16 protein-coding genes and 2 tRNA genes are annotated in these 18,292 nt (G+C 63.0%); 7 read left to right on the top strand and 11 right to left on the bottom strand.

The window, feature by feature from the left end; translation table 11 throughout:
• Positions 1-8: 8 nt before the first annotated feature.
• From BN1118_RS12085 to BN1118_RS12075, 3 genes are all read left to right on the top strand, one after another.
• A complete protein-coding gene (locus tag BN1118_RS12085) occupies positions 9-1,304 on the top strand; it encodes a sulfurtransferase (RefSeq protein WP_043556275.1) in 1,296 nt (431 codons plus the stop codon).
• A gap of 116 nt (positions 1,305-1,420) precedes the next feature.
• Positions 1,421-2,596 (top strand): S8 family peptidase, encoded by a 1,176-nt coding sequence (locus BN1118_RS12080; protein WP_043556273.1) that lies wholly within the window; start codon positions 1,421-1,423, stop codon positions 2,594-2,596.
• A gap of 114 nt (positions 2,597-2,710) precedes the next feature.
• Positions 2,711-2,920 carry a YgdI/YgdR family lipoprotein gene (locus tag BN1118_RS12075; protein WP_042870938.1) on the top strand — a complete coding sequence of 70 codons (210 nt, stop codon included), beginning with the start codon at positions 2,711-2,713 and terminating at the stop codon, positions 2,918-2,920.
• Between the two features lie 53 nt (positions 2,921-2,973).
• Here BN1118_RS12075 and BN1118_RS12070 read toward each other — a convergent pair whose 3' ends face one another.
• Both BN1118_RS12070 and BN1118_RS12065 read right to left on the bottom strand, forming a co-directional pair.
• Entirely contained in the window at positions 2,974-6,534 is a 3,561-nt protein-coding gene (locus BN1118_RS12070; RefSeq protein ID WP_043556271.1) for an ATP-binding cassette domain-containing protein, read from the bottom strand.
• A gap of 101 nt (positions 6,535-6,635) precedes the next feature.
• Positions 6,636-7,913, bottom strand: coding sequence for an alpha/beta hydrolase (locus BN1118_RS12065; RefSeq protein ID WP_043556269.1), 1,278 nt, complete (start codon positions 7,911-7,913; stop codon positions 6,636-6,638).
• A gap of 231 nt (positions 7,914-8,144) precedes the next feature.
• On the opposite strand from BN1118_RS12065, the gene BN1118_RS22375 reads away from it, so the two are divergent.
• Positions 8,145-8,279: a hypothetical protein gene (locus tag BN1118_RS22375; protein ID WP_156994929.1), complete on the top strand. Its 135-nt coding sequence runs from the start codon at positions 8,145-8,147 to the stop codon at positions 8,277-8,279.
• Between the two features lie 43 nt (positions 8,280-8,322).
• Here BN1118_RS22375 and BN1118_RS12055 read toward each other — a convergent pair.
• From BN1118_RS12055 to BN1118_RS12045, 3 genes are all read right to left on the bottom strand, one after another.
• Positions 8,323-8,398, bottom strand: a tRNA-Asn gene (locus BN1118_RS12055).
• A 5-nt stretch (positions 8,399-8,403) separates the two neighbouring features.
• A tRNA-Phe gene (locus BN1118_RS12050) sits at positions 8,404-8,479 on the bottom strand.
• A 195-nt stretch (positions 8,480-8,674) separates the two neighbouring features.
• Positions 8,675-10,921 carry an immune inhibitor A domain-containing protein gene (locus tag BN1118_RS12045; RefSeq protein WP_244463603.1) on the bottom strand — a complete coding sequence of 749 codons (2,247 nt, stop codon included), beginning with the start codon at positions 10,919-10,921 and terminating at the stop codon, positions 8,675-8,677.
• A gap of 452 nt (positions 10,922-11,373) precedes the next feature.
• Here BN1118_RS12045 and rraB point away from each other — a divergent pair, with 452 nt between their 5' ends.
• A complete protein-coding gene (gene rraB, locus BN1118_RS12035; RefSeq protein ID WP_080741122.1) occupies positions 11,374-11,721 on the top strand; it encodes a ribonuclease E inhibitor RraB in 348 nt (115 codons plus the stop codon).
• A 76-nt stretch (positions 11,722-11,797) separates the two neighbouring features.
• On the opposite strand, the gene BN1118_RS12030 is transcribed toward rraB, so the two are convergent.
• Positions 11,798-13,771 (bottom strand): sensor domain-containing protein, encoded by a 1,974-nt coding sequence (locus BN1118_RS12030; RefSeq protein WP_043556265.1) that lies wholly within the window; start codon positions 13,769-13,771, stop codon positions 11,798-11,800.
• A 171-nt stretch (positions 13,772-13,942) separates the two neighbouring features.
• On the opposite strand from BN1118_RS12030, the gene BN1118_RS12025 reads away from it, so the two are divergent.
• Positions 13,943-14,437 (top strand): hypothetical protein, encoded by a 495-nt coding sequence (locus tag BN1118_RS12025; RefSeq protein ID WP_017410927.1) that lies wholly within the window; start codon positions 13,943-13,945, stop codon positions 14,435-14,437.
• 213 nt (positions 14,438-14,650) lie between these two features.
• Here the strand turns inward: BN1118_RS12025 and BN1118_RS12020 are convergent, their stop codons facing one another.
• Genes BN1118_RS12020 through rsgA form a run of 5 tightly spaced genes read right to left on the bottom strand, consistent with a single transcriptional unit; the run spans position 14,651 to position 17,508 of the window.
• On the bottom strand, positions 14,651-15,049 hold the full coding sequence (locus BN1118_RS12020) for a hypothetical protein (RefSeq protein WP_043556264.1): 399 nt from the start codon (positions 15,047-15,049) through the stop codon (positions 14,651-14,653).
• Positions 15,050-15,051: 2 nt separating this feature from the next.
• Entirely contained in the window at positions 15,052-15,315 is a 264-nt protein-coding gene (locus tag BN1118_RS12015) for a DUF2960 domain-containing protein (protein WP_043556263.1), read from the bottom strand.
• Complete coding sequence (locus tag BN1118_RS12010) at positions 15,305-15,574, bottom strand: VF530 family protein (RefSeq protein ID WP_043556262.1); 270 nt, start codon at positions 15,572-15,574, stop codon at positions 15,305-15,307. The genes BN1118_RS12015 and BN1118_RS12010 overlap by 11 nt, the downstream gene beginning before the upstream one ends.
• Positions 15,571-16,443, bottom strand: coding sequence for an archaetidylserine decarboxylase (gene asd / locus BN1118_RS12005; RefSeq protein WP_043556302.1), 873 nt, complete (start codon positions 16,441-16,443; stop codon positions 15,571-15,573). Before asd ends, BN1118_RS12010 begins: the two co-directional genes overlap by 4 nt.
• A 30-nt stretch (positions 16,444-16,473) precedes the next feature.
• Entirely contained in the window at positions 16,474-17,508 is a 1,035-nt protein-coding gene (gene rsgA, locus BN1118_RS12000; protein WP_042870911.1) for a small ribosomal subunit biogenesis GTPase RsgA, read from the bottom strand.
• Positions 17,509-17,599: 91 nt separating this feature from the next.
• Here rsgA and orn point away from each other — a divergent pair, with 91 nt between their 5' ends.
• Positions 17,600-18,145 (top strand): oligoribonuclease, encoded by a 546-nt coding sequence (orn, locus tag BN1118_RS11995; RefSeq protein WP_043556260.1) that lies wholly within the window; start codon positions 17,600-17,602, stop codon positions 18,143-18,145.
• The last annotated feature ends 147 nt before the right edge of the window (positions 18,146-18,292 follow it).

Raw genomic sequence — 18,292 nt, 5'->3', positions numbered from 1 at the left:
ACATCACCATGAAACGACATCTTCGCTTCCTGCAGGCCGCGCTGGCGACCTTACTGCTCTGGTGCGCACTGCCCGCCTTTGCCGCCGAATTGCCGCCGCTCTCGCTGGCCGACGCCAAGAGCAAGCAGGCGGTCATGCTGGACACCCGTGCCAGCCACTTCTATCAGGGCTGGCCGATGGAAGGCGAGAAACAGGGCGGCCATGTGGCCGGCGCCGAGAACCTCTCCGCCGAGTGGAAATACAGCGATGACGAGTGGCCCAAGGCGCTCGAGATCAAGGGCCTGAAAGCCGATCGTCCGGTCGCCCTCTATGGTGCGCCGCGGGAAGTGGCCGAAGTGGCCCGCATGCTGCGCAAGCAGGGCATCAAGCAGCTGTTTGAGCTGCAAGGCTGGCAAGCCGCACCGCGCGACCATCTGGTGCGCTGGCAGCAGCTGGTCTATCCGCGCTGGCTGGCGGATCTGCAGGAAGGCAAGCCGGTCGCGGCGGCGCCGAAAGGGGACTGGAAGCTGTTCGAAGTGGATTGGGGTTCGCCCAAGGCCTACCTGCTGAGCCACATCCCGGGGGCCGGCTACATAGATACCAACCGTCTGGAAGAGGAGCCGCTGTGGAACAAGGTTTCTGACGAGGCGCTCAAGGCGCTGCTGCTGGAGAACGGCATCCGTCACGACACCACAGTCATCCTTTATGGCCGCAACACCATGGCCGCCGCCCGCGCGGCGCATCTGATGATGTATGCCGGCGTGCAGGACGTGCGCCTGCTGGACGGTGGTCTGGATGCCTGGTTCGTGCAGCATCTGCGTACCGAGACCGGCCTGCCCAACAAATATGAGCCGGTGAAGGAGTTTGGGGTCGCCATTCCGGCCCATCCCGAGTACTACACCACCCTGAGCCAGGCCAAGGCGCTGCTCAAGCAGCCCGATGGCGCCCTGGTCAGCGTGCGTACCTGGGACGAGTTCGTCGGCAACACCTCCGGCTACAGCTACATCAAGCCGAAGGGCGACATCCCGGGGGCCAAGTGGGGTCGCGGCGGTGTGGATGCCAACAGCATGAGCGATTTCCACAACCCGGATGGCACCATGAAGCCGGCCGGGGAGATCCTCACCATGTGGGACGAGTGGAATATTGAGCCGGCCCAGCAGGCCGCCTTCTACTGCGGTACCGGCTGGCGCGCCTCCGAGGCCTTCTTCTACGCCTGGCTGATGGACTGGAAGCGGATCAGCGTCTACGACGGCGGCTGGTATGAGTGGAGCTCGGATCCCAAGAACCCCATCGTGACCGGCGAGCGTCAGCCCGCCAAGCAATGAGCCAATAGTGATAACGAGGCCGGACAGATGTCCGGCCTTTTTGTATCCGCTTGGGCCTGCGCCAGCCGGGCACTACACTTTGCGAGTGACAATCAGGTCGATGCAAGGAGTGACCTATGAGACGGATATGGATAGGCCTGCTGGTGGCAGGCGTGCTGGGGCAGGGCGCCATGGCCGCCGAGCGGGCCCGCTATCTGGTGCAGCTGGCAGCGGGTGGCGAGGCGGCTGTGCTGGCCCAGAGCAAGGGAATGGGCGGCGAGCTGGCATTGCAGCTGCCTGAGCAGCATGCGCTGGCGCTCTGGTTGCCCCAGGTGGCGGCCGCGGCCCTGGCCCGCAACCCCAAGGTGTTGTGGGTCGAGCCGGATGCCAAACGCTACACCAGCGCCGAGACCCTGCCCTACGGCATTCCCATGGTGCAGGCTCCGCTGCTCAGTGACGCGGCGGCGGGAGAGGTGCTGGTGTGCATCATAGATTCAGGCTACAGCGGCGCCCACCCAGATCTGCCCCACGGGGCTCAGGTGCAGGGCAGTGACAACGCAGGCACCGGCAGCTGGAGCAGCGACGAGAACGGGCACGGCACCCATGTGGCGGGCACCATAGCCGCCGTGGGGGGCAACGATATCGGCGTGGTCGGGGTGCTGCCAAACCAGAGCGTGCCGCTGCACATCATCAAGGTGTTCGGCGCCAACGGCTGGGCCTATACCTCGAACCTGGTGGGGGCCCTCAACGCCTGCAAGCAGGGGATGACCAGTCGCGGCTTTACCCGCATGGTCATCAACATGAGCCTGGGGGGCAATGTGCCCAGCAAGACGGAGGAGCAGGCCTTCAATCAGGCCTATGGCCAGAACGTGTTGAGCGTGGCGGCGGCAGGCAATGCGGGCAATACCAGCAAATCCTACCCGGCCTCCTATGGCAGCGTGGTGAGCGTGGCTGCCATCGATGCCAACAAGCAGCTGGCATACTTCTCCCAACGCAACGATCAGGTGGAGCTGGCCGCCCCCGGCGTCGCCGTGCTCTCCACCGTGCCGACCGGCTATGCCAACTACAGCGGCACCTCGATGGCGACGCCGCACGTGGTCGGGGTCGCTGCTTTGGCCTGGTCACAGCGGCTGGAGTGCAGCAACGATCAGCTGCGCCAGACCCTGCGCAGCAGTGCTCAGGATCTGGGGGCGCCTGGGCGCGACAACAGCTATGGCTATGGCCTGGTACAGGCCAGGGCCGCGGCGGATCGGCTGGCGCTCGGCTGCGGCCCGGGCACCGGAGGCAGTGGCAAGCCGGGTGGTCGTAAGTAGCTGATTTTTGACATGGATCCCGTTCCGGCAATCTGTTTTTCCGGGACAATGGGGTTGAGCTAGGCTTCAGTCACCATCCTCGTGGTGAGGGTGAAGAGGGAGACGAGACAGGCGATGAAGCAACTGATGATGATCCTGGTGTGTGCATTGGGACTCGTGGCGTGTAGCTCTCAATACATCATGAGTACCAAGGACGGGAAGATGATCACCACCGACAGCAAGCCCAAGCTGGATGAGAGCACCGGCATGTACCGCTATTACGATACCGAAGGGCGGGAGGTGATGATCAAGAAGGACGACGTCACCCAGATCATGGAGCGTTGAGGCTCCACCAAAGAACAAGGGCTGCCCGCGAGCAGCCCTTGTTATTTTCGGCCTCAGCTTATCTGGGCCACCTGCCGATTGACCTGGCCCACGAACAGCTGATGGAAGCGGGAGTGGGAGTTGGCCAGCAGGCTGACCGGCGAGCCCTGTTCCACCACGGTTCCCGCCTCCATCACCACCACCTTGTCCACCGACAGCAGCGGCTCCAGATGGTGGGCGATCACCAGATAGCTGGCCTCGGGCCGGTAGCGATAGAGCAGCTCCGCCATCTTGCGCATGCCGCCGTGATCGAGATCCGAGGTCGCCTCGTCCAGTACTATGAGCGGACGGCGTGACAGCAGGATGCGGGCGATCACCAGCAGCTGGGTCTCGCCGGCCGAGAGCTGCAGCTTGTCGAGATCCTCATCCAGCCGGCCGGCGCAGCGCTCGGCCAGACCGACCCGGGCCAGCGCCTGCTCCAGCGCCTCGTCATCCTGTTCGGTCAGCGGCGCCAGGTTGGCGCGCAGGGTGCCGAAGAAGGTGAGAGGCGTCTGGGAGACGGTGTCGTAGAGATCGCGCACCGCCTCCGGTGCAAGCCGGGACAGCGGCTGATCGCCGTAATGGATCTCTCCCTGGGAGGCCGGGTACATGGCCTGCAGCACCCCGAGCAGCGAACTCTTGCCCGCGCCGGTGCGTCCGCACACGCCGACCTTTTCGCCGGGGGCCAGTTCGAAGTTCACCTTGTGCAGGGCCCACTGGCTGGCTTCCGGATAGCGCAGCCCCAGGTTGTCAAAGCGCACCCTGGGATGGGGCGTCGCCAGCGCTTCCCCATGCTGGCGTTCGCTCTCGATTTCGCTGTACTCGCGCACCCGCTCCACCGCATTCATCACCTGCTCCACCTCGGCGAAGGTGCGAATGAGGGAGTTGAGCATGGCCGAGGCGGTAAAGGCGTAGGTGATGGCCACGGCCCCCAGCAGCGAGCTGTTGCCAAAGGCCACCATCAGCGCCACCGCGCCCACCAGGGCGGCGGAGAGCAGGGTCTGGTGCATGCCGAGCCAGCGGTTGATGGAGGTGGTGGTGTACCAGCTGCGCAGGTTGTTGTCATAGTGCAGCAGCACCTGATCCAGCGCGAAGCGCTCGGCCCCGGCAAGGCGCAGGGCGGGGGCGCCGCGGATGGTCTCGCTGATGCTGATGTAGAGCGGCGAGCGCAGCACGGATGCCTGCCGCCGCAGCTTGAGCTGCACCGCCCGGTAGCGTCGCTGCAGCACGTAGAGTGCCCAGCCCACCAGGGGGGCGATGAGCAGCAGCAGCGGCATGTTGACGCCTATCACCACCACCTGCAGCAGCACGGAGATGAGCATGCCGAACAGCCCCATCAGCATGGACAGCAGTATCTCCTGCGCCTCCCCGAGATCCCGATCGAAGCGGTTGAGGATGCGCCCCTGGGGCACCTTGTCGAAGAAGGCCATGGGGGCACGGCTGATGCGGCTCAGCATGCCGTCGAACAGGGTCCAGGCCAGCTTGAGCCCCAGCTTGTAGTTGATGACCCGCACCACCATGATGCAGGTGAGGGAGCCGGCCCCCAGCAGCACATAGATGCCGAGCAGCTCGCTCACCCCGGTGAGGCCGGCCTTGCCGCCGAGCCAGAGATCCGAGGCGATGCGCAGCCCCTCCTGACCCAGGGTGAGCAGCAGGGCGATCAGGATGGCGCCGGGGGCGGCGAGGCGCTGCCACATGAAGCCGAACAGGCCCCAGTCCACCTTGCCTTCCACCACCTTCTCTTCGTTGAACTGTTCCGCCTCCTGGGGGGCCACCATGGGGGCGGGGAGCGGATGCTGGATTAGGTCCGCTAGCTGGTGGGCATCGAGCTCCACCAACTGGCCCTGCTCGATGCGGATCACCCGATCGCAGTGGGCCAGCACGTCAGGATCGTGGCTCACCAGCAGCCGGGTCGGTCCCGGCTTGAAGGCGAGCCCCTGCTCCAGCACCTGGGCCGAGACGATGGGATCGAGCGCCGAGAGAGGGTTGTCCAGCAGCAGTATGTCGGCCTGGGCATAGAGGGCGCGGGCCAGGGCGACCCGCTGCTGCTGGCCGCCGGAGAGGCGGGTGCCCAGCTCCCCCACCAGGGTCTGATCGCCATGGCTGAGCAGGCTGAGGTCGGCGCCGAGGGCGCAAGCCCCCAGCACCCAGCGATAGCGTTCGCCGTGCCAGGGCTGGCCGAACAGGATGTTGTTGCGGATGGTGTCGTTCATCAGCCAGGGCTTGTGACCCAGGTGGGCGACCCGGCCGTGACGGCGGATCTCCCCCTCGAAACTGTCGTCAAAGCCGGCGATGAGGTGCAGCAGGCAGCTTTTGCCGGCCCCGGTCGTGCCCGTGATCCCCACCAGTTCCCCCGGTTGTATGATGAGGCTGGCCCCCTGCAGCACAGTTTTTTGCTGGTGCAGGGCGGTGACGTCCTGGATCCGCAGGCTGCCGACGGGCAGGCTGGCATCGGTGAGATCCCTGTGCTGCTCCGGGCTGTTGAGGAACTCGCACAGCCGGTTGAAGCCGGTGTTGAAGTTGATCAGGGTGCGGATGAGATAGGGCAGTCGCATCATGGGGATCCGCAGCACGGCGAACAGGGCTATGGTGGTGAACACCTGGGGCAGGGTCAGGCTCTGGCCGGATACCAGATAGGTGGTGAAGGTGGCGAGCGTCACCAGCAGCGGCGTGCTCAGCATCAGGCTGTCGTTGATGGCGTCGAGCTTGAGCACCCGACCGAGCACCCCCAGCTCCTGCTGGCGCTTGTTGTTGGCCGCGCGGGTGAAGAAGGCGCCGAGCCCATTCTGGCGCACCAGCCGCAGCTTCTTGATGTATTCCGCCAGTATGCCGTTGCGCTCGTCCTGCTGGCGCTTGAGTTGCTGCTCCTGCTGGTTCATCCGCCGCACCACCCGGGTGGAGATGAGCAGCAGCAGGGTGAGCACCGCAAAGCCTACCAGACCGGCGCTGCCCACCTGCCACACCAGCAGGGCTATGGTGCCGAGCAACTGCAGTGCCATGGTGAGCGGCATGGCCGGGTCCGCAAGAATCCAAGTAATGTCCCACACGTCCCGGTTGATGAGGTTCTGCACCCGGCCACCGGCCCTGTCGTCGAAGCTCTTGCCGCCGAGTTTCATCACCTTGGCGAGCAGGGCTTCGGCCAGCAGACGGCGAATGGGAACGTGCATCTTGAGCGCCAGCTGCAGCGAGTGCTCCGCCAGCATGCCGGCGGCCAGCACCGAGGCAAACAGGGCGAAGGCCAGCAGCAATTTCTGCTCCGTGGGGGCGCCCGCACCGAGCTGGGTCATGCTGTGGTTGAGCAGCCAGGGGCTGGCCAGGGTCGCCAGCATGCCGAGCAGTTGCAACAGGGTGAGCAGGCCAATCCGCCCCTTGTAATGGCGCCAGATGAAGGCGGTGATGGGCCAGGGACGCACAGGCGCGCGGGCTGTGAGTCGAAGGAAGGCATCGGCCCTGCCATCGCGTCTGTCTTCCGGCAGCAGGGGATAGAGGTCGTCGAGGCCGACCTGGGGCTCTTTCAGCCCCTTGCGTTGCAGCGGGCCCGTCCAGTGATAGAAGAGGCGGCTCAGCCAGCCGGCCGAGATTTCCGGGTGATCCAATGGGTGTCCTTATTATTGTGCTGCTTCCAGGGAGCGGGGCGACTCATGGGTCGCCCTCGATATTATGGTGTTATGGCTGCGGGCTCGTCGCCCGGTCGGGATCAGCGATCCCGGTTCAAGCGGATGAGTCGGTCCAGGATCTGCTCGCCATCGACCCGCAGGCCGTTGTGCTCGTATTCGTTGGTGATCCAGGCGCGGCTGTTGCCAAGCCCCTTGAGGGTCTCGCGGCTGTAGTCGAACTCCACATACATGTCTTCGGCATAGACGGCGCAGGCCACAGGCACTGTGTTGCGGGCCAGTTGCGCCGGGTCGTAGAGCGGCCCCCAATCGGCCTTCTTGGCCAGCAGGTGGGCGGCTTCCTTCAGGGGGATGAGCTCGCGGAACTGCTCGAACATCCAGGGGAAGATCATCTCGCCGGTGAAGGCGAAGTCTTTGCCGGGCGCCCAGGCCAGGGCCGGGTACTCGCCTCTGACCCGCTCGGCCGCCCAGTTGCTGGCGGCCCCTTCGGCGTAGATGGACTCATGCAGTATGGCGAACACCGGATTGGTGTTGAACGGCTGCATGGCTTGTACCTGATAGAGGAAGGCGGGGTTGAGCCGCTCACCGATGAAGGCGTCTTCCAGCAGGTAGTAGAGCTCCTCGAAGGCGCCGCTGGCGCCGAGATCCAGCCCCTGCTGCTGCAACTGCTCCACCGTCAGACGCTGGCCGTTGGGCAGGCGTACCTCGTGGCGGTGCAGGTGGTTGGCCAGCCGGTTGGCGATGGCTTGGGCATGGGGGAAGCGGGCGAAGAAGGCGCGGTTCTTGTCCGCCACCCTTTGATAGGTGGCGCGGTATACCTCATCTGCACTGCGGCCTATGGGGGCTACCCCGCCGGTGAGGTAGACCTCGTGCAGGCTGTCCGGGAACAAGGAGAGATAGGTGAGGCTGCAAAAGCCGCCGAAGCTCTGACCGAGCAGGCTCCAGGGGTGGTCCGGGCTCAAGATCTCGCGAATGCATTCCGCGTCCCGCACTATGCTGTCGGCGCGAAAGTGGCTGAGATAATCCGCCTGCTGCCGGGCCGTGAGCTGGGCCAGCGCATCGGCGCTGATGGGGGCTGAGTGACCGGTGCCGCGCTGATCGAGCAGCAATACCCGAAATTCCTGCAGGGCCCGCTTGAGCCAGCCGCTGTCGGCGGTCGGGCGCGGGGCGCCAAAGCCGGGGCCTCCCTGCAGGAACAGCAACCAGGGCAGCTCATCGTCCAGCCTGTCCTGGCGACAGAGGGTGCGACCAAACAGGGTGAGCGTCTCCTCGTCGTCCGGCTGCTGGTGGTCGAGGGGCACGGTGAAGAAGTGTGGTTCGCAATGGATGCCGTCCAGCACGTAACGCAAGGGGCTGCTCATCTTGGGTCTCCCTGAGGGTAGGAAAATCGTCGGCCTCATCATAGCCCTGGCGTGGGTATGGGTCACGCCGGTTTTCCAAATTGTTAACATTGTCATGAGTCGAGACGCGGGCGTCTGGCTGATGAATTTATTGTCGAGAAGGGAGTTGACGCTGGCTGGTGGTTACACAAAGATGGCTCGCCTGCCGAGCTGGGCAGGGGATACGCGCCGCAACAGGTTGAGGTGGGCTCGATGAAGCCTAAGTGGATACGATTCAGGAAAAAAGAAAAAGAGGTGGATCCGGAGGGGGTGTTGCAAACGGGCCTGTGGCTGTTTAGCGCCACCTGTGGGGCAACGCTGCTATTGGCGGCCTGCAACGGCAGCTGACCTGAATGAAAAAAGCCCGCTCGATGAGCGGGCTTTTCAAATTTGGCTCCTCCTGCTGGACTTGAACCAGCGACATACGGATTAACAGTCCGCCGTTCTACCGACTGAACTAAGGAGGAATTATTGGTGCCCAGAGACGGAATCGAACCGCCGACACGGGGATTTTCAATCCCCTGCTCTACCGACTGAGCTATCTGGGCAACGGCGCGCATTAAACCCTTTCTGCGTTCGGGTGTCAACCGCAGGGCGCAGATTGCTGCACCGTTCGCTCGATAACCGAACGATTTGCCCGCTTGTCATCCGTTTTTTCCCTCATTCGTGCCCTGTTGTGCTGTCTGCCTGTTTGCTGCCATGAAAAAGGGGGCCTGAGGCCCCCTGAACGCCAGTGTCATGACTCAATGACGGCTGACGATGATCCTGCCTGTGCTCATGTCACGGGCCTGGCCTGTGACGCTGATCTTGAGCCCGTATTCGGGCAGCAGACGACCGGCATCCGGGATCTCCTTGCTCTGGTAGCTGCGGGAATCCTTGAACACCCGGTTCGGGGTGATCCAGAAGTCGCGCAGCAAGGAGCCGCTCGGGTGCTTGAGGTTGAGCGGTTGCTGGAAGCCCAGGCTGAAGGTGGCATCGTGGATCTGGTAGCGAGTACCGGCCACGGCCCCATCGCTCCACATAAGGGTGCGCTGATCCGCATCCACCACCCCGAGGAAGCCCTCACCCGGATGGGTACCCACCCAGTTGTTGGCCTGGCTGTTGTCCACGTACCAGAGCAGCATGCCCGGCTCGTAGCGCATCAGCTGATCGGCCACATTGATGTGGGCCAGCCCCTTGTCGACCCCGGCGTGGTTGCGCCACTCGGCCAGGTAGTAGTGATCCTTGGCCTCGTTGCCGTTGCTCTTCACGAAGCCGGCCAGGGTAAAGGCAGAACTGCCCTCGGCCCCGTCGCTCAGCAGCACCTCACCGTCGGCAGCCACCTGGAGCTTATCCACGAACAGCCCGTTTTCGGCCACGCCGCCATCGCTCTGGTATTGCAGGGTCAGGGTGATCTGCTGACCGGCCCAGGGGGTCAGGTCGAACTCGGCATCGGTCCAGCCATTGGAATTGCCCGTGATGCCGACGCCGAAGCCGACCCCGTTCGGATCGTCGCTGGTGGTCAGGTTGCCCGCGATGGGTTGGCCGTTGACCAGCACCCTGGCGTAGTCATATCCCTCTTCAATCTGATACCAGGCCTTGAACGCCAGGCTGGCGCTCTGCCTGCCGCCCAGATCCAGCCTGAGGCTCATGCGGTTGTCCAGGTTGTTGGCCTTGCCGCCGTGGTACTGGTACTGGCCGGCGTAGGGCGGGTTGAGCGGGATCTGCTTGGCGGGCAGGTTGATGCGCACCACGTCGTCGTTGCGACCCTTGTCATTGGCCTGATCCAGCATGTAGACATTGCCGCGGGGGCTGAGGTCGGCGAGCTGCACATTGCTGCCATGCAGCCAGTTGCCGCCGAGGGAGGCCTGCAGGAACTCCTTGGCCCAGGCGGAGAAGCCGGTCGGCTCCGTGCCGCCTATGACCCCGGCCCAGGAGCCGGAGGACATGATGGACCAGGTGGCTACCGGCTCTCCCTTGCCGGTGTACTTGGTGTCGTACTCATCCGGCAGCCCCAGATCGTGGCCATATTCGTGGGCACAGACCCCGGCCGCCGCATCTATGGGCTGAATGGTGTAGTCGTAGGCCGCAAACTGGCCGCCGAAGCTGCCGTGCGGGCTGCTGGTGCCGGGGATGGGGAAGGGGGCACCCAGGTTCCAGCGGTGTGCCCAGATGGCATCCTCGCCGAGATCGCCGCCGCCAGCCTCTTCACCGACGCTGGAGTGGAAGATCATCAGGTGGTCGATGAGGCCGTCCGGCTCGTCCCGGTTGCCGTTGCCGTTCAGATCGTAGCGATCCTCCTGGTCAAACTGGGCCAGATCGATGGCGGGGTCGTTCGCTACCTGGATCAGCGCCTCCTTCACCAGGTCCCGTATGGTGTTCGGGGTGGCATTGGCACCGTAGTAGGCGGCATTCTTGCTGGCGGTATACCAGCCCGCTACCTGACCGCGCACGCTGTAGCTCTTGCCGGATTGCTGCTCGTAGAACTGGCGCATGGAGATGAACTTCTCGCCGTTCGGGCCGGCATAGCCCTTGTCGGAGAACAGCAGGTCGTTGTAGTGCGCCTGGGTGTAATCCGGGTAGTACATCTTGGTGAGTTCGGGGCTGACGCTGTTCTTCGGGTAGTCGGGGAAGTCCACCAGGATGGCGAGGATCTTGTCCTTGCGCATCTTGCCCTGGTAGTGCTCCTTCTCGATGGCCTTGAGCAGCAGGGTGGGCACCCGATCGCCAGGACGGGCCGTGCCGTTGAAGCGGATCTTCTTGAGGATGGTCTCCCGCACCCTGCCCTCTTTCACCGCCAGGGTGCCACTGCTGCCGTTGTAGGCCCGTGACTTTTCGCGGTAGAAGCTGGCGAGGGCGGCCTGTTCCATCTCGGGAGAGGCCAGGGTCGGGATGCGGCCGCTCTTTTTGAGCATCTCCAGCACCTTCACCTCGTCCGCCAGAGGGGCATCGAACGGGCCATGTACCGGGGCGGCCATGGCGTGGTTTCCAATCATAAGGGTTGAGCCCATGAGCAGGCTCATTATTGTTTTTTTAGGCATTATCTATGTGCTCCTTCACATGATAAAAAGGGAGCCCTGCTGGCTCCTCTTTCCGTACGGGCAGTGCTCCGCCCGCGTCCCTTGATACACCCCGGGCCTGGCCTTGTCACCGTGTTCAGGCTGGTTGATAGTACTGATATTAAAGTGCTTTTCGATTGCGTTATGCCGCTGGCGACCTCTCTGGTGAAGTTCCGTATGGGACATGATGTGGGCGGTGGCAGATTACACTTTATTAACCTTTTGTGATGGCACCCCATTTGGGGTGGCCGTGGCGGACCCGCTATCTTGGTTTGCCGCATTGAGCCGGATGCGCTCTGCGGGTATGCTTTGCCGCAACTATGCCGCCCGGGGTGCAGCGAGTCTGAACAGGCACCCTGTGGCCGACGGCATTTGACACCAACCAAGTACCATCTGGGGTTAATATGAGTCTTGATATGCAAGAGTGGCGTGCAGAGACCACCGCCATCGTCAACGAGTTGCTGGCCGATGGCAGCAACCCGGATCTGGAATACGAGATTGAGCACCACTTCGCCTGCCAGGATTTCGATCAGCTGGAGAAGGCCGCCGTCGACCTGTTCAAGGCCGGTTTTGAAGTGACAGATGCCGAAGAGATGGAGCTGGATGACGGCGCCCCCATCTTCTGCTTCGACGCCACCGTCGAGTGCAAGCTGGAGATCGAGACCATAGTCGCCGACATCGAAAAGATGCTGCCTATCCTTCAGAAATACGGCGTGGACTATGACGGCTGGGGCACCTACTTCCAGGAGTAAGCGCTTGAAGCACAGCTGACTGTCTGCCTGACAAGCAAAAGGCCACCCTCTGGGTGGCCTTTTCGTTGGCTGGCGGTCAGGCGCCGGGCAGCCGGTAGCTGCGGGCAAACTCGTCGGGGGGCAGGGGGCGGCTGAACAGGTAGCCCTGCAGCCGATCGCAACCGGCCTGCACCAGCCAGGCCTGCTGTTCTGGGGTTTCGACCCCTTCGGCCGTGATCCTGATCCCCAGCTCGTGACCCAGACCTATGACGGAGCGCACTATGGCGGTGGTGGCCTGGTTGGTGGCCAGCCCCTGGGTGAAGCTGCGGTCCAGCTTGAGGGTGGCTACCTGCAGCCTCGGCAGGTAGGCGAGCGAGCAGTAGCCCGTGCCGAAGTCGTCGATGGCGAGCTGGAATCCCGCCTCGATCAGGTTGGCCAGGTTGCTCTCGATCTCGTCGGCGTTCTCCATCAGCACGCCTTCGGTGATCTCCAGCTCCAGTTGCCAGGGGGCCAGGCCGTGGCGCTCGATGCAGGCGTAGATCTGCGGGCAGAGCTCGGGATCGCGAAATTGCAGCGGCGACAGGTTGATGGAGAGCACCAGATCCGGCGCCGCCGCCTGCCAGCGCGCCAGCTGGGCGCAGCCCTGTTCCAGCATGCGCTGGCCGAGCTGGCCGATGAGCCCCAGCTCCTCCGCCAGCGGGATGAACTCATCCGGCGAGATCATGCCGAGCTCGGGGTGAGGCCAGCGGCAGAGCAGCTCGGCCCCGTGCAGCTGGTTGTTGCGGGTGCTGATGATGGGCTGATAGACGGCGGTGAGCTGACCCGACTTGATGGCCAGCGGCAGCTGGGCCGCGATCAGCTGGCGGCGCTTGAGTTTGGCATCGAGTTCGGGATCGAACAGGGTGCAGTGCTGCTGCTGACGCTTGCCCTGGGCCAGCGCGGCCTCGGCATGGCTCAGCAGCCGCTCCGCATCGTTGGCCTTGCCGTGGGCTATGCCGAGGAACACCGGGATCTGGATCCTGTGCTCCTCGACCTGATAGGGCACCATCAGCTCCCCTTGCAGGCGGCGGCTCCAGTCGGCCAGCGGTTCGGTCAGCTCGGGCAGCAGCATGGCGAAGTCGTCGGCGGCGACCCGGCACACCAGCGACTGGGGCGGGGCCAGCTGTTGCAGGCGACGAGCCACCTGACTCAGCAGACGATCGGCCACCCGGATGCCGAAGCGGTCGTTGATCTCGCGAAAGTGCTGCAGATCGACCAGCAGCAGGCTGGCCTTGCGGGCGCCGAGATGGCGGCTGGTCTGCAGAAAGTGGGAGAGTTTGAGCAGGCCGGTCAGGCTGTCGTAGTGCTGCTCCTGCTGCAGCTGGGCCTGGGTGGTGCGCAGCCCTGTGATGTCTCGGCTCAACGTCAGGATGCCGAGGGAGTTGCCCTCGTCGTCCGGCACATCGACCCGGGTGACCTCCAGGTAGCGGCCCTGGCCGCTGGCATCCACCAGACAATATTCACCGCGCCCCATCGGCAGCTCGGTGGAGAGGCGGTGAGCCACCCGCTGGCCGAGCGCCTCGCTCGTCACCATGCCCATGAAGTCGAGAAAGGCCTGATTGCAGTCGATGAGCAGGCCCTGATGATCCTCCAACCGGATGGGATCTGGGATGGCGTCCAGCAGGCGGCGCTGCAGCAGCTGTTGCTGGCGGAAGGTCTGCTCCAGCTCCTTGCGTTGACCAATCTCGTTGACCATGCCGAACAGGGCAACCGGCTTGCCCTGCTCGTCATAGAGCGGGATCTTGTGGATCTCCATCCAGCTGGTGGCATCGCCGCTGTGGCAGTGCAACTGCTGATAGAGCAGGGGCTTGCCATCCGTCAGTAGCTGCTGATCCTCTTCCCGAAAGATGTCGCCCCACGGCATGTCCGCGTCCGTCTTGCCGATGAGATCCGCCGGTTGCAACAGGCCCGCCTGCTCCGTAAAGACCCGGTTGGCAAACAGGTAGCGTCCGGCCGTATCCCGGCAGAAGATATTCATGGGTAACTGATCGATGATCTGCTGCAGCAGAGTCAGGGTGAGCAAGGAATTCACGCAGACACTCACGGGGGAAATTTCGAGCAAATCTATGATAGCAGGCTGGTTTTGTAAAGCTTGGGTTAAGGCTGATGCATTTCTGTCGATCTCTGCTGACAGTCTATGTCGCTGACGCCATAATAGCCGCCGGTTGGCCTATGGCCGGATTATATGGATGAGAGAAGCAGCATGAAAAAGATTGTGGGAGTAGCCCTGGCCCTGTTGATGGCCGGTTGTGCCAGCGACAACAATGGCGGCGAGCAGTACCGCTATACCCCGCCGGTTGCCAAGGCGACCAACAACACCCAGGAGATGCAGATCCCGGTGGATCTGGTGTGGGCCCGCGCCGAGAAGTGGTTTGGCGATCACGGCCTCAACATCGAGAACAGCCAGCGTGGCTCAGGCCTGATGACCGCCAACGTCGAGAACTCGGCCGATGGCCTGGAGTGGCTGGATTGCGGCACCATGGGTTCCAAAGTGGCGTTGGGCAACCCCAATCTGCAGATCAACCTGATCATCACCCAGAGCGGCAACAACAGCGTGGCGACCGTCAACGTCAAGGGCAACACCCAGCTCTACTTCGTCGAATCCTCCGGCGAGCGCGTGCTGGCACCCTCCATCACCCCGGTCTGCGTCTCTCGCGGCAGCCTGGAACAGAGCCTGTTCTCTACTCTGGGCAACTGATCCGCCTCCGTCAGCCGCCCGCTTGCCTGGCGGCTCGCACCAAATACCCCGTTGCCTGCAACGGGGTATTTGTTTTTGGGGCCGTGTGCCGCAAGGCGGGGAATGCCGCCATCCGCTTATCCTGGCTGCCACTCCCGCATGCCAGCATGGTGCGGCCAGCCATAAAAAAACGCCCCGGCAGGAACCGGGGCGTTTGATGGCATGGGCTGGCAATCAGAGGGCGCTGTCGCCGTGAAACAGTGCCTGCTCGCCGGATTTGAGCAGATAACCCTTCCAGGGGAAGAGCTGATAGGCGCCGCCCTGCCAGAACCAGTTGCCTTCGTCCCCTTGCCGGGTCAGGCGGGTCTGCTCACCGCTTGGCAGGGTCAGTTCGGCCTGGCTCTGGTCGGCGTTGAACAGCACGAAGGCGCTGCCGGTTTCGTTCGCTTCGAGGGATTGCAGCCGCACCGCCTGCTCGAACAGACGCACGCACTGGTTGGTCAGCGCTGACCATTGATAACCGGCGCTGGCACGACAGCCGTGGATATCCTGATCATTGCCGACCATATGCTGGGTCGGGGTACTGCAGGCCGCCAGCAGCAGGGAGGCGGCCATCAGAGTCAGAGTGCGCATGCTTACTCCTGCTTGTCTTCGAGATTGTCCCGTTCGATGACGATGTTGGAGAAACCCAGCTCCTTGAAGTAGTTCTCCTGGTAATCCTTCACGCTCTTCTTGTCGCGGCGGCAGACCTGCGCCAGCTGGGCCTCCATGGCGTGGAAGCTGGCGAGGTCCAGCCCTTCGGCGGCGGCAATGGCGTCGTAGATGCTGCGGAACTTGTCGTTCGCATAGCCGAGCTCTTTGGTCTGTTTCTTGTAGGTGTAGGTAATCTTAAACGCCATCTGGCCCTTCCTTCTTCGATTTGGCTTGCTTGCGCTGGACATAGAGATAGAGGCTTTCGACCTTCTCCCGGGCCCAGGGAGTCTTGCGCAAGAACTTCAGACTGGACTTGATACTGGGATCGTCGGTGAAGCAGCGGATGTTGATCTGCTGTCCCAGCTCTTCCCAGCCATAGTGCTCGACCAGGGCGGTGACGATCGCCTCCAGGGTCAGCCCGTGCAGCGGGTTCTTTGGTTGCGAGGCGCCTGGCTGCTCACTCATGCCTTGGCCGCCAAGGTGGCAAAGGGTTGACCCATGCGGGTGGTGACGCCATTGGCCAGATGCGGCTCGAAGCCCGCCAGCATGCCGGGTCCAAACAGGCATACGACTGTACTGCCGAGCTTGAACAGGCCCATCTCGGCCCCTTTTTGCAGTGTGATGGCCTCATCGCCGCTGTAATCCCAGCGCACTACTTCCTTCTGCTTGGTCGGCGCTATATTGCCGGCCCAGATGGTCTCGATACTCGCGACTATAGTGGCACCAACCAGCACCAGCGCCATGGGACCATGGGGGGTACGGAAGGTGGCGACCACCCGCTCGTTGCGGGCGAACAGGTTGGGCACGTTTTCGGCGGTGAGCGGGTTGACGGAGAAGAGATCCCCCGGTACGAACACCATGCTCTCCAGCACGCCGTCCAGCGGCATGTGGATGCGGTGGTAATCCTTGGGCGCCAGATAGATGGTGGCAAAGTCACCATCCTTGAACGGCGCCACCAGATCCTCATAGCCACCCAGCAGTTCACGGGCGCTGTAGTCGTGGCCCTTGGCCTGGATGATGCGACCCTGATGGATGGGGCCGAGCTGGCTGACGGTGCCGTCCACCGGCAGGGCCAGAGTCATGGCATCCTCGACCAGCGGACGTATCCCCGGCTTGAGCTCACGGGTGAAGAACTGGTTGAAGCTCTTGTAGTGGGCCGGACTCTCGTGCAGCGCCTCGCTCATGTCGACGCCGTACTGCTTGATAAACGCCTCTATCACCCTGGTGGTGAGGTTGCCTGCTTCGGCAGCCGCCAGCTTGCCCACCAGACGGGAGAGGGCGTGTTTGGGCAGGCAGTATTGACCGGCAATTTTCAGGTTGTCAGTGATGCTCATGATCTTCATCGAAATAATAAGTTGAATGGGTCACAGTCGGGCCTGTTGCCGACCGTGGCGGGCTTCCTGCATGGTTTCCAGGATGCGGTGATAGTTGTGGAAGCGATCGGCGCTGATGTCACCACGGTCGACCGCCGCACGCAGGGCGCAGCCGGGATCGTCCTTGTGGGTGCAGTCGCGGAATCGGCAACCACCCAGGTAGTCGCGGAACTCGATGAAGCACCAAGTGATGCGATCGGCTTCCAGATGCCAGAGGGCGAACTCGCGGATCCCGGGGGAATCGATGAGATCGCCGCCGCTCGGGAAGTGATAGAGCCGCGCTGTGGTGGTGGTGTGCGTACCGAGTCCCGAGTTTTCGGAGATCTCGCCGGTCAGCACATCCAGCCCCGGCATCAGGGCGTTGGTGAGCGACGATTTGCCCACCCCGGACTGGCCGACGAAGATGCTGATCTTGCCTTCGAACTGGGCCTTGAGCTCATCCAGCCCTTCGCCGCTCTCGCAGCTGACCAGGATCACCTGATAGCCCAGCTTGCGATAGGGGTCGAGCTGGCTATCGATGCGGGCACGGGCCGCGGCATCGAGCATGTCGACCTTGTTCAGCACTATGAGCGGCTGTATCTCCACATCCTCGGCGGCCACCAGATAGCGGTCGACGATGTTGGTGGAGAACTCGGGCATCACCGCCGAGACGATGATGATCTGGTCTATGTTGGCGGCGATGGGTTTGACCCCGTCGTAGAAGTCCGGCCGGGTCAACACAGAGTGGCGCGGATGCACCGCCTCTATGACCCCTGCGGTCGCGGCATTGAGGCCGGGACGCCAGACCACCTTGTCGCCGCACACCAGGCTGCTGATGCTGCTGCGACGCAGGTTGCTGCGGTGTATGGTGCCATCGACGGCTTCCACGTCCGCATGCTGACCGAAGCGGCTTATCACCACCCCTTCGATAGCCGGGCCAAACAGGGTGTCATCCACGACAGTAGTGTGATCTTTTTGCAGCCGCCGCTCGCGGTTGGCCTGGACGCGCCTTTGTTGACCCAGATTGAGTTTTGCTTTCTTTGCCACTCGATTCGCCAGTTTATGAACAGATCCAAAGCCAGTATGATACATGCAAATTGGCAAAATTCCGCCATTCCTCCCAATAGAGAGAGCAATCATGACAGTCAGCGCGCAGAACCTGGTATGGATCGACATGGAGATGACGGGTCTGGACCCCGAACAGAACGTGGTACTGGAGATCGCCACCATAGTCACCGACAAGGATCTGAACGTGCTGGCCGAAGGGCCTGTCATCGCCATCCACCAGAGCGATGAAGAGCTGGCCAAGATGGACGACTGGAACGTCAACACCCATACCAAGAGCGGGCTGGTGGCCCGGGTCAAGGCGAGTCAGCACGACGAGGCGCGCGCTGTGGCCGAGACGCTGGCGTTCATTCAGGAGTGGGTGCCGGAGCGTACCAGCCCGCTGTGCGGCAACAGCATAGGCCAGGATCGCCGCTTCATGGTCAAGCACATGGGCGAGCTGGAGGCCTTCTTCCATTACCGCAACGTCGACGTCAGCACCATCAAGGAGCTGGTACGTCGCTGGCAGCCCGAACTGCTGGATCAGTTCAGCAAGAGTGGCTCCCATCAGGCGCTGGACGACATCCGCGAATCCATCGCCGAGCTGCGCTTCTATCGCAGCCATGTCTTCAAGATCTGAGTGCCAGGCAAGGAGTTGCCATCGATCGGTTGCTAAAATCGACAGTTCGGCCAGCTTTTGAGCGAACGCGCGCAACCAGACGAAAAAGCCCTTGCAATTGGAAAGACTGCTCTTATAATTCGGCTCCCGTGCAGTAGCGCAAGCAAC

The sequence above is a fragment of the Aeromonas bestiarum genome (assembly GCF_000819745.1).
Classification (GTDB): domain Bacteria; phylum Pseudomonadota; class Gammaproteobacteria; order Enterobacterales; family Aeromonadaceae; genus Aeromonas; species Aeromonas bestiarum.
This window is presented reverse-complemented; position numbering and strand designations above follow the sequence as displayed.